Source organism: Halorubrum sp. CBA1125 (assembly GCF_009742825.1).
Lineage (GTDB): Archaea > Halobacteriota > Halobacteria > Halobacteriales > Haloferacaceae > Halorubrum.
This window is the reverse complement of sequence record NZ_WPCE01000106.1, coordinates 1-10,265: the sequence shown is the minus strand read 5'-3', so window position 1 is coordinate 10,265 and position 10,265 is coordinate 1. Positions and strand designations below refer to the sequence as shown.

9 protein-coding genes and 1 pseudogene are annotated in these 10,265 nt (G+C 70.5%); 3 read left to right on the top strand and 7 right to left on the bottom strand.

What is annotated here, in order from left to right:
- Positions 1–40 precede the first annotated feature (40 nt).
- The 6 genes and pseudogenes from GJ633_RS10360 to GJ633_RS10335 all read right to left on the bottom strand — a co-directional run bounded on the left by GJ633_RS10360 (position 41) and on the right by GJ633_RS10335 (position 5,943).
- A complete protein-coding gene (locus tag GJ633_RS10360; protein ID WP_156588770.1) occupies positions 41–769 on the bottom strand; it encodes a CPBP family intramembrane glutamic endopeptidase in 729 nt (242 codons plus the stop codon).
- A gap of 153 nt (positions 770–922) precedes the next feature.
- Positions 923–2,207 (bottom strand): annotated as a pseudogene (locus tag GJ633_RS10355) (glucose-6-phosphate isomerase).
- Positions 2,208–2,425: 218 nt separating this feature from the next.
- A complete protein-coding gene (locus GJ633_RS10350; RefSeq protein WP_156588769.1) occupies positions 2,426–2,986 on the bottom strand; it encodes a class I SAM-dependent methyltransferase in 561 nt (186 codons plus the stop codon).
- Between the two features lie 129 nt (positions 2,987–3,115).
- Positions 3,116–4,276, bottom strand: a complete 1,161-nt coding sequence (locus GJ633_RS10345) for an aminotransferase class V-fold PLP-dependent enzyme (protein ID WP_231741329.1) — start codon at positions 4,274–4,276, stop codon at positions 3,116–3,118.
- Positions 4,277–4,618, bottom strand: a complete 342-nt coding sequence (gene trxA, locus GJ633_RS10340) for a thioredoxin (RefSeq protein ID WP_156588768.1) — start codon at positions 4,616–4,618, stop codon at positions 4,277–4,279.
- A 212-nt stretch (positions 4,619–4,830) separates the two neighbouring features.
- A complete protein-coding gene (locus tag GJ633_RS10335; protein ID WP_156588767.1) occupies positions 4,831–5,943 on the bottom strand; it encodes a 60S ribosomal export protein NMD3 in 1,113 nt (370 codons plus the stop codon).
- A 206-nt stretch (positions 5,944–6,149) separates the two neighbouring features.
- On the opposite strand from GJ633_RS10335, the gene GJ633_RS10330 reads away from it, so the two are divergent.
- The gene (locus tag GJ633_RS10330) at positions 6,150–6,500 is read left to right on the top strand and encodes a DNA-binding protein (protein ID WP_156588766.1); all 351 of its coding nucleotides are present in this window, start codon (positions 6,150–6,152) and stop codon (positions 6,498–6,500) included.
- Positions 6,501–7,094 carry an alpha hydrolase gene (locus GJ633_RS10325; RefSeq protein ID WP_156588765.1) on the top strand — a complete coding sequence of 198 codons (594 nt, stop codon included), beginning with the start codon at positions 6,501–6,503 and terminating at the stop codon, positions 7,092–7,094.
- 81 nt (positions 7,095–7,175) lie between these two features.
- Here GJ633_RS10325 and GJ633_RS10320 read toward each other — a convergent pair whose 3' ends face one another.
- On the bottom strand, positions 7,176–9,458 hold the full coding sequence (locus tag GJ633_RS10320) for a nitric-oxide reductase large subunit (protein WP_156588764.1): 2,283 nt from the start codon (positions 9,456–9,458) through the stop codon (positions 7,176–7,178).
- Positions 9,459–9,628: 170 nt separating this feature from the next.
- Here GJ633_RS10320 and GJ633_RS10315 point away from each other — a divergent pair, with 170 nt between their 5' ends.
- Positions 9,629–10,051: a MoaD/ThiS family protein gene (locus GJ633_RS10315; protein ID WP_156588763.1), complete on the top strand. Its 423-nt coding sequence runs from the start codon at positions 9,629–9,631 to the stop codon at positions 10,049–10,051.
- The last annotated feature ends 214 nt before the right edge of the window (positions 10,052–10,265 follow it).

Below are 10,265 nucleotides of genomic sequence, written 5' to 3'. Positions count from 1 at the left end.
CCTGCAGAACGGCCGACCGGCCCGCAAAACGCCGAGGCCCTCAGAACGCCCGCGCCAGCAACAGCACGTAGATGACCGCGTTGTACACGCCGTGGGCGAGCCCCGGCACCAGCACGTTGTCCGTCCACTCGTAGAGGCCGCCGAGCACGGCACCGAGCACGACCACGACGCCGACGTACGCCCAGCGCTGGGCCGGCGTGCCGGAGACGGAGGGAAGGTGGACGAGCCCGAACGCGAGGCTCGCGATCAGGATCGCCGGCGCGGCGTCGAACGCGCGCCGGAGCCCGCCCTGCACGACGCCGCGGAACAGCGCCTCCTCGACGGGCCCGACGACCAGCAGCGACACGGCGATCATCGCGAGGTAGTACGTGACTGGGTCGCCGGCGGGGACGACCGCCTGGTTCTGGCCGGTCGTGAGCCCGACCTGTCCCAGCGCGAACAGCGCGCCGTACTGGAAGGCGAACAGGACGCCGCCGCCGCCGACCACCAGCCCGCCGTCCCGGAGCGTCGGCCGCGCGACGCGGACGATCTCCCACGAGTCGGTGAGCGCGAGATAGCCGACGGCGGCGAGGCCGAACCCGGCGAACTGGAGCACCGTCCGCAGTACCTGCAGGCCGGTCGTGTCCGCGCCGACCAGCCCGACGGAGACGGCGAGGTCCGCGGCCGGCGCGGTGAGCGCGCTCGCGACGAGGAGCGCGAACACGACCGCGAAGAGGGCGCTCGCCACCCGGTGGAGCCGCTCGATCGCGGGAGAGACGTCCGCGCTCATCGGTGGCGCTACGACTCGCGGAGGTTTAGACGCACCGGAAGCCGGCAGATCCCGCGGTCACCGCCAACCGGCGAGCCGCCTCGTCACCGCCCGGCAGACCCACGACGTCCGTGACTGCCGCCGCAGAGCAGCCTGCGGGAATCCGACCGCGGGCTACTCCACCCGGAACTCGCGCTTGTCGGCGACCGCCTCGGCCTCGGCGAAGTCGCCGCCGCCGAGCAGCCCGCGGGCCGCCTTCTTCCCCCACTCCACCGCCGGCTGCGTGAACGTCGAGACGCTCGCGAGCTCGCCGTACAGCACGCAGGCCGCCTCCATCTCGTACAGCAGCCGGCCGAGGCTCCGTTCGTCGACGCGGTCGATCTCGACGCGGACGTTCGGGACGTCGGCGGCCGCGAGGCTCGCCTCGGTCGCCTCGAACTCGGCGTCGAGCAGCTCCCCGAGCGACGATCCGCCGAGGTACGCGAGCCCGTCGAGGTCGGTCTCGGGGATCGGGACCGCCGCGCGTTCTGCCGGGCGCACGAGCGTCACGAGCTTGTCCGGCGGACCGGCGCGGTACAGCTGGAGCTGGGAGCTGGTCGGTGGCGCCGAGCGCGCGCGCCGGGGTCTGCCCGAGCCCGTCCTTCCCGAGGCTCTCGGCCCACAGCTGGGCGAACCACTCCGCGAACGTCTCCAGCGACTCCGCGTACGGCATCATCGCGTTCGTGAGCGCGCCGCGCTCCGCGAGCGCGTACGTCGCCGCGCCGTAGGCGTACGCGGGCGACTCGAAGAGCGACCCCGCGAGCGCGTCCATCCCGTCTCGGCCGCCCGCGAGCACGGCCTCGACGTCGTGGCCCTGGAGCGCGGCGACCGCGAGCCCGACCGTCGAGAGCACTGAGAACCGACCCGGCACCCCGTCGGGGACGTCGAGCGCGGGGAGGTCGTGGGCGTCGGCGAGCGCCCGGAGGTTCCCCTCCGCGCCCGTGGTGACTACGGTGTGCTCGGTCCAGTCGACGCCCGCCTCCGTCATCGCCTCGCGCACGACGAGGAAGTTCGCCAGCGTCTCCGCGGTCGTGCCCGACTTCGAGACGACGTTGACGACGGTCTCGGAGAGCGGGAGGTCGGCGAGCAGCGCCCGCGCGTCGTCGGGGTCGACGTTGTCGAGGAAGTACGCGTCCACGTCGCTCTCCAGGGCGTTCGCGAGCGTCGCCGCGCCGAGCGCGCTCCCGCCGATACCGACCGTGAGCACCGCCTCAGGACGGTCGAACCGGTCGACTGCGGCGCGGATCGCGTCGGGGTCGGCGGTCCGCGGGAGGTTCAGTGCGGCGTAGCCGAACGCGTCGTCGGCCATCCCCGCCGCGATCCGATCGTGGGCGTCCGCGACGCGGTCGTCCAGCCGCTCCAGCGTCTCCTCCGTGAGTCCGGGCGTCGTCTCCAACGCGTTCCCGAGGTCGACGTGCATGCGTGTTCACGCGAGCGAGAGCGACTTAAAGTTCGTCGACCCGCCCGAACGCGAACCGACCGCTATCCGTCCGGACCGACCGCTGTCCGTCTGGACCGGACCGACCGCCCTCGTCCGGATTGAGCCGACTACTATCCGTACAGACGCGATCGATATCCCGCTGTTTCCCGCGTCGCCGGTGCACAAAGAAGGATAGCGACGGCAGAAGCGAGTGCGGCCTACGGCACACGTGCGACGACGACGAACGTCTCCGTCCGCGTCTCCGCTCGCTCCACCGCGAACCCGGCGTCCTCCGACGCGTCGATCGCGTCGTCGACCGCGAACCGCTCGGCGACCGGCGGGCCGTGGTCCCCGTCGCCGGCGGCGGACCAGTCGAAGAGCACGAGCCGGCCGTCAGCCCGGATCACGCGAGCCAGCTCCGCGAGCGCCGCCGGCGTCGCGAACTCGTGGTACGTCATCGTCGAGAACGCGCCGTCCAGCCCGCCGTCCTCGAAGGGGAGGTCGGCGACGTCGCTCTCGACGAGCTCGACGTTGTCGGGCACGCCCTTCTCCCGGTAGAACGCGTGCATCTCGGCCTGGACGTCGACGCCGTAGACCGTCTCGGCGTGCGGCGCGACGTCGTCGGTGTAGAACCCGGTGCCGCTGCCGAGGTCGGCGAGGACGGCGAACTCCGCGGGCGCGAGCGGTCCGATCAGCTCCTCGGCCGACACCCACCGGTAGCGGGCCGCGGGTCGCTCCAGCCGGTCCGCCTCGTCGGCGTCGAACGTGTGGAATCCCATGGTCGGTCTTGTGCGCCTGTCACTAAAACGCGCCCGATCGCGTTCCGCGAAATCACAATAACTGTGAACGTGGCACGCGACACCACGACGGATGTGAGCATGTCTCTCGATCTCTGGTGCCGCGACGATTCACCACTCGTCGGCGAGCCCGTCGAGGAGCCGGTCGACCTCGGTTTCGGTGGAGATCGCGTGGATCGACGCCCGGACCGCGTCGGGATGCGGCAGCGAGCGGACGACGACGTCCGCCGCGGCGAGGCGCTCGACGGTCGCCTCGGGGTCGTCCACGTCGACCGTGACCAACCCGGACTCGTACTCGCGGGGGCTCAGGAGGCGGTCGTCCGGGACGCCCTCTTTGAACCGGTCGGTGAGCGACGCGATCCGGGCTTCGATCGCGTCGAGCCCGACGGCGTCGATCGCGTCGATCGCCTCGACCAGCCCGACGTGTGCGGCCGCGGTCGCGGTGCCGACCTCGAACCGCTTCGCGCCCGGCTCGAACGCGATCTCGTCCGCGTCGGGGTCCTCGACGCTCCGGTACCCGACCGCACGCGGCGCCAGCTCGGCGGCGGCCTCGCGGTCGACGTAGAGGAACCCGGCGCCCCACGGGCCGAGCAGCCACTTGTGGCCGGCCGCGGCGACCGCGTCGGCGCCCCACGCGGACACGTCCAGCTCGACGTGACCTGGCGACTGGACCGCGTCGACGAGGGTGAACGTCCCGGTCTCGTGGGCGATCTCGACGAGGTCCGCGACCGGCAGCCGCGTCCCATGGGTCCACGTGAGGGCGCTGAAGCAGACGAGCCGCGCGTCGGCGACCGCGTCGGCGAACGCCGCTCGATCGACCCGGCCGTCCGTCGTTTCGAGGACGCGCACCTCGACGCCCTCGCGTTCGAGCCGCTTCCAGGGGAGGATCCCCGCCGGGTGTTCCAGGTCCGTTCGGACGACGACGTCGCCGGGCTCCCAGTCGATCGCGGACGCGACCCGGTTGATCCCGTCCGTCGTGCTCTCGGTGAGGGCGATCTCGTCGGCGTCGGCGCCGACGAACTCGGCGACCCGCGTTCGGACGTCGTCGAACGTCTCGAAGGCGTACCCGTACGGGTCGGCCGCGCCCGGGCCGTGCTCGTGGTCGGCCAGGAACGACGAGGCGGCCTCGACGACGTACCGCGGGCTCGGGCCGTGCGCGCCGAAGTTGAGATACGCGCGCTCAGAGAGCGCGGGCACGTCGGCGCGCAGCTCGCGCGGCGTCATCTCCTCGGCGTCGAGCGCCGCGACGGCCGTCGCGTCGATGTCGGTCATTCAGTCGAGGTGGGCCGCGACCGCGTCGCTCAGCGACTCCGCCGACTGCGCGCCGACCATCCGCTCGACGCGCTCGCCGTCCGCGAACACGAGCAGTGTCGGGATGCTCTGTACGCCGTACTCGGCCGCGAGCGACTGATACTGGTCGACGTCGACCTTCAGGACGGCGGCGTCGGTGTCGTTCGCCAGCTGTTCGACGGCGGGCTCCATCATCTGACACGGGCCGCACCAGTCCGCGTAGAAGTCGACGAGGACGACGTCGTGGTCGGCGACGATCTCGTCGAAGCCGTCGGCGTCGGTCAACTGGATCGGCTCGGAGGGTACCGCTTCGGTGGAACTCATCGCCTCTCGCTACGTGTCCGGCACGTATAATGGTTTTGAATAATATGCACAATACCATCTGCCGGTCCCCTTCGGTCGCCGTCTCGTCTCCGTCTCGTCACTGTCCCGTCACTACGCTGCGTCACGCATTGGCGCACGTCCGCCGCGGCGGGTGCGTGCGGTCGAGGGTCGTGTGATCGTGTGGTCGTGTAGTTGAGGGTCGTGTGGTCGACCTACTCCGCGTCGTCAGGGACGAGGTGGACCGCGCCCTCGTGTTCGAACGCGAGCACGGTGTCGGCGTCGGCGTCGACGAACGACGGGTTGGGGACGGTCTTCGCCTCGTAGGTCTCGGGGTCGAGCACCTGGATCGCGTTCTCGTCTTCGACCGTCACCACGGTGGTCTCCGCCGCGTCCTCGCGCGTCCCGAGCCGGGTCGCCTCGGGCGCGTCGCCCTCGTCGAACGCCGAGGCGTACGCCTCGCCGGTCGCGAGCCGGACGCCCTGGAGCCGCCCCGAAACGCCGGTGACGAGGACCGGCCCGTCGCCGTCCTCGGGGTCGAGTATCTCGCCGGGAGCGTACCGCGGGAGCCGGACCGCGAACGTCACCCGGTACACCTCGTTGCCGTCGCCGTCCTCCGTGACGAGCGTGGGGTACGACTCGAAGCTCCCGCCGAGTTCCTCCGTGATACGGGTCGCGACGTTCTGTGCAAGCCGATTCGAGGAGAGCTTGATGTCGGGGCCGTCCTCGGTCTCGTTCACCTCGGTGATGAACGCCTCGCGGTCGCCGTCGGCCTCCTGGTCGGCGACGTACGACTCGGCGATCGAGAGCGCCTCGGCGCGCTCGGCCGGACGCAGGTCGCGGTCGTCCGCGCGGACCTGGACGACCCCCGCGTAGTAGCCGCCGGCGATGCGCCCGCAGCGGTCGCAGGTCCCCCGCGAGATCTTCACCGGGACGGTGACCTCGGCCGAGCGGAGCGTTCCCCGGACGACGCCCGAGAAGTGACAGTGCATTCGCACCGTGTTCTCGTCCACCTGCTCGGGCTCGACGCCCCACTCGACGTCGCTGGCCTCGACGTGGACGCCGAGCGCCTCCGCGACCTCGTCGACGGCGACGTCGGTGTAGTCGCGCGCGCCGACGTCCCGCCAGGAGTCGCCGCGGCGGACCGCCCCGCAGCCGGAACACACCAGCACCTCGATCCGGTCCGGCGCGTCGACTAGCTCGAAGTCCGCGAAGTAGCAGTCGTCACACAGCAGCGCGTCTCGTCCGCTCGGCTCGCCGGGGAGCGGCGCGCGCCGCGCCGGAACCGGATCGCCACACCGCGGACAGAACTCCCGCGACTCGCTCATTGGCCACGGGTACGCCGAGGAGGCGTTTAAGCGGCGCGGACCGACGGCGCGAACCGACGGAGCGGCCCAGAGCGGCCTTGCGCGGACCCGGGGCGTGGCCCGGCGGCGAACCGACCCGTGAGCGGAACGTCGTCCGGCGACGTGACCGGGTCCCGGAAGGCCGTCCCTCCGAAATCGTTTTTCGCCCGGACCGAGAACGGACACGTATGAGCGGTGACCCCGACGACGAACGGCTCGAAGAACTGCGCGAAAAGAAGATGGAGCAGCTCCGCGAGCGTCAGCAGGGCGGCGACGACGCCGAGGCCCAGCAAGAGGCCCAGGAGCGCGCCGAGGCCCAACAGGAGGCCGTCCTCAAGCAGTACCTGACCGACGGCGCCCGCCAGCGGCTCAACGCGGTCGCGATGTCGAAACCGGAGTTCGGCGACAAGGTGAAACAGCAGGTCGCGGCGCTGGCCCAGAGCGGCCGGATCCAGGGTCGCATCGACGAAGACCAGATGCGCGACCTCCTGAAGGAACTCCAGCCCGACCAGCAGAGCTTCGACATCCGGCGGCGATAGATGGAGCTGGCGCTGCTGTACAGCGGCGGGAAAGACTCCTCGCTCGCGGCCGTCCTGCTCGACCGCTTTTACGACGTGCGCTGTGTCACCGGCAGCTTCGGGCTCACCGACGACTGGGAGCACGCCGAGCGCGCGGCGACCGAACTCGGGTTCGCATTCGAGCGCGTCGACCTCGACCGCGACGTGGCCGAGGCCGCGGCCGAGACGATGCTCACGGACGGCTACCCGCGGAACGGTATCCAGCGGGTTCACGAGCACGCGCTGGAGACGATCGCGAGCCGCGACGTCGACGCGATCGCCGACGGGACGCGCCGCGACGACCGCGTTCCGACCGTGTCTCGCGCCCAGGCGCAGAGCCTGGAGGACCGCCACGGCGTCGACTACATCTCCCCGCTGTCGGGGTTCGGCCGCCACGCCGTCGACCGCCTCGTCGAGGCGACCTTCGACGTCCAGCAGGGGCCAAGCGAGGAGGTCCCCAAGGCGGACTACGAGGACGAGCTACGTACGCTCATCGCCGACGAACATGGCGACGAGGTCGTCGCCGATGTGTTTCCGGCCCACGACCAGACGTACGTGCACGGTCGGCACGACTAGGCCGCGACTGCTGGCCGGCAGGCGGCCACCGACCGCGTCCGTTGACTGCCGACCACGACCATCGACTACCGACCGCCGATCTCAGTCGTCCCCCACGATCCCCTCGGCGACGGCCATGTCCTCGACGCTGGGGTCGTCCTCGGAGCGCCGGAGGACGAACCGCTTGCGGACCAGGTCGGCGGCGTAGATCGCGGTGCCGAGGATCAACAGCGTGTCGCCCGGGAGCCGCGCCCAGAACAGCGTCTGGACGAGCGGCCGTTCGTAGAACGCGAGGCTGCGAGCGGCCGCGTACCCCTCCGTGAACGCAACGTCGAGCTGGAGGAATCCGACGGGGAGCACCGAGACGAACACCATGAGCGCGAGCCCGACGTTCCAGCACCAGAACGACGCCCGGAGCCACGAGCCGTCCCAGCGGTCGGGGTCGATCGACAGCTGGAGCATGTACGCGACCATCCCGAGCGCGAGGAACCCGAACGCGCCGAACATCGCGGCGTGGGCGTGGCCGACCGTGAGGTACGTGCCGTGCTCGTAGTAGTTCACGAGCGGGAGGTTGATGAAGAAGCCGAGCACCCCGGCGCCGACGAAGTTCCACACCCCGCTGGCGACGATGAACATGAACGGGAGTTTGTACGGGAACCCGGCCTCGCCCATCGCCCGGTACTGGCCGATCGCCTCGTAGAGGATGAAGATCAGCGGCAGCAGCTCCAGCGTCGAGAAGACGCTGCCGATCGGGACCCAGTAGTCGGGCATCCCGATCCACCAGTAGTGGTGTGAGACGCCGATCACGCCGGTCCCCATCACCAGGAGCGCCTGCAGCATCACGGCCTTCTCGGCGCTGCGCCGCGTCAGGAGGTTCATCGAGACGAGCGTGAGTCCGATGATCGCGACGATGAAGAACTCGAACGCGCCCTCGACCCACATGTGGACCACCCACCACCGCCAGAACTCCGTGACCGCGATGTTCGTCGTGGGCGTGAACATGAACCCGGCGACGAACAGCAGGGTGATCGAGCCGCCCGCGTAGAGGATCATGTGCGCCAGCCCGTAGATCGGCTCGCGGTCGAGCAGCGGCTTCAGCCCGCGGATCGCCAGCACGGCCCAGAGGAGAAAGCCCGCGAGCAGGCCGCCCTGCCAGACCTTGCCGACCTCCAGGTATTCGAGCCCCTCGTTGCCGAGCAGCCACCAGAGCTCTCCGGGGAGGTAGCCGTTCGCGCCCAGCCAGATCCCGCTCATGCCGCCGACCACGACGACGACGAGCGCGCCGAGCAGCACGTTCACGTACGTCCCCTGTCGCTTCGGCTCGTGGCCGGTGAGAAGCGGCGGGAGGAAGAGCCCGGCGCCGAGCCACGTCGAGGCGATCCAGAGGACTCCGAGGTCGATGTGCCACGTCTTCGCGATCGAGAACGGCAGGAGCTGGAGGATGTGGACGCCGAAGATCCGCTCGATCCCGAAGAAGCCGGCCCGTTCGATGTAGAAGTGCGCGAGCAGGCCGCCGAGCAGGACCTGCGCGAGGAACAGCCCGGCGGCGATCGGCACGAACCGGAGCGCCGCCCGCTGGCTCGGGAACACGCTGACGTCGCTCGGCTCGGGCACCGAGATCCCCTCGGCGGACGGCTCGGGGAGCTTCACCGACTTGTAGAGGAGGATCGCCGCCCCCGCCGCGCCGACGAGAAGCACCATGGCGATCACGCTCCAGATCATCGCCGGGCCGGTGGGGCTGTTGCCGGCGGCGGGCGAGTAGGGCCACTCGTTGGTGAAGGAGTGGTCGCCGTCCGGCCGGTCGGTGTGCGAGAACCACGCGGTCCACAGCGCGAAGTCGGCGAACGCCTCGGCCTCCTCGTTCGACTCGATCATCTCCTCGGGAACGCCGCGGTCGTGGTCGCCCTCGTGGTACCGCGCGACGTACGTCTCGCGCACCTGCTCGTGAGCGTACGCCTCGGCGGCCGAGTACTCGATGGGACCGCCCTCGTACCCCTCGTCGAGGTCGTCGCGGACGAGCCGGTCGACGGCGGCCTGCTCGCCGGACGCGAGCGAGTCGTACGCGGTCCCGTACTCCGCGTCCGCGTAGTACTCGCGCATGTGCTCGGCTTTCAGTTCGAGCGCGTCGGCGGTGTAGTCCTCGCCGTAGTACGCGCCGTTGCCGAGGATCGACCCGTGGTTCATCAGCCCGTACTGCTGGAACGCCGCCTTCCCGTCCCGGATCGTCTCCCCCGTGGTGACGGTCTCGCCGTCGGGACCGACGACCTGCTCGGGGATCGGGGGCGCCTCCTGGTACGCGAACCACGCCCCGGCGCCCATGACGACCAGGTTCAACAGGAACGCCGCGACGATCACCTTCGCGATCGTCTCTCGGGTGAGCCTCATAGTCGGTCGATCGTTGTCCCGCCACCCCCTACCGGCTTGGCCGCAACATGTTCGACGGCGTTCCCACGCGCTGGCACCGACCGAAACCGGCGGTTCCCCACCCGGTCGACGGACGTAACCCGAACACGTTCGTGCCGCGGCTTACCCCCGAACGAGGCCTCCGATCGCGTATGCCCGCGCCCACCGAGACGACGGAGCCCCGGTCCGAGCGCGACGCCGAGCCGGACGCGACGACGACCGTGACCGTGCGCTGTACCGGTCACGTCCGCACGGAGCTCGGCGAGTACCAGTTCGAGTACGCGTTCGAGGGGGACACCCTGCGGGCGTTCCTCGAGGACCTCTTCGAGACGTACCCCGAGCTACAGGACATGCTGATCGCCGAGACGGAGGCGGACGCGGCACACAGCGGCTGGGCGCCGACGCCCGAGGAACTGCCCGGCACGTGGACGAAGAACCCGGTCGGCGAACAGACGACGGCGTACGCTCGGATCCTCGTGAACGGCCGCTTCAACGAGAACCAGCGCGGATTCGACACGGCACTCGAAGACGGCGACCGCGTCGCGCTCGTCTACCCGTTCATATTCTGCTGTTGACCATCGATTGTTGCCATCTGCTGTCGACCAGCTGCTGTCGACAGGTCTCGGTCGGGGCCCGCGGCCCGACGGCGACTCGCAAACCCCTAAGTCGCCGCGACCCAAGTCGGCGTATGGTCGAGGCACCACAGACCGACGAGGGTTGGTTCGCGTTGCACGACTTCCGCTCCGTCGACTGGGACGCGTGGCGCGACGCCCCCCGAGCGAGAGCGCG

Excerpts from the sequence above, each read along its gene's own strand:
- GJ633_RS10360 (WP_156588770.1), bottom strand. The coding sequence starts at position 769 with ATGAGCGCGGACGTCTCTCCCGCGATCGAGCGGCTCCACCGGGTGGCG.
- GJ633_RS10325 (WP_156588765.1), top strand. The coding sequence starts at position 6,501 with ATGGAGCTGGCGCTGCTGTACAGCGGCGGGAAAGACTCCTCGCTCGCG.
- GJ633_RS10330 (WP_156588766.1), top strand. The coding sequence starts at position 6,150 with ATGAGCGGTGACCCCGACGACGAACGGCTCGAAGAACTGCGCGAAAAG.
- trxA (WP_156588768.1), bottom strand. The coding sequence starts at position 4,618 with ATGAGTTCCACCGAAGCGGTACCCTCCGAGCCGATCCAGTTGACCGAC.
- GJ633_RS10350 (WP_156588769.1), bottom strand. The coding sequence starts at position 2,986 with ATGGGATTCCACACGTTCGACGCCGACGAGGCGGACCGGCTGGAGCGA.
- GJ633_RS10320 (WP_156588764.1), bottom strand. The coding sequence starts at position 9,458 with ATGAGGCTCACCCGAGAGACGATCGCGAAGGTGATCGTCGCGGCGTTC.
- GJ633_RS10335 (WP_156588767.1), bottom strand. The coding sequence starts at position 5,943 with ATGAGCGAGTCGCGGGAGTTCTGTCCGCGGTGTGGCGATCCGGTTCCG.
- GJ633_RS10315 (WP_156588763.1), top strand. The coding sequence starts at position 9,629 with ATGCCCGCGCCCACCGAGACGACGGAGCCCCGGTCCGAGCGCGACGCC.
- GJ633_RS10345 (WP_231741329.1), bottom strand. The coding sequence starts at position 4,276 with ATGACCGACATCGACGCGACGGCCGTCGCGGCGCTCGACGCCGAGGAG.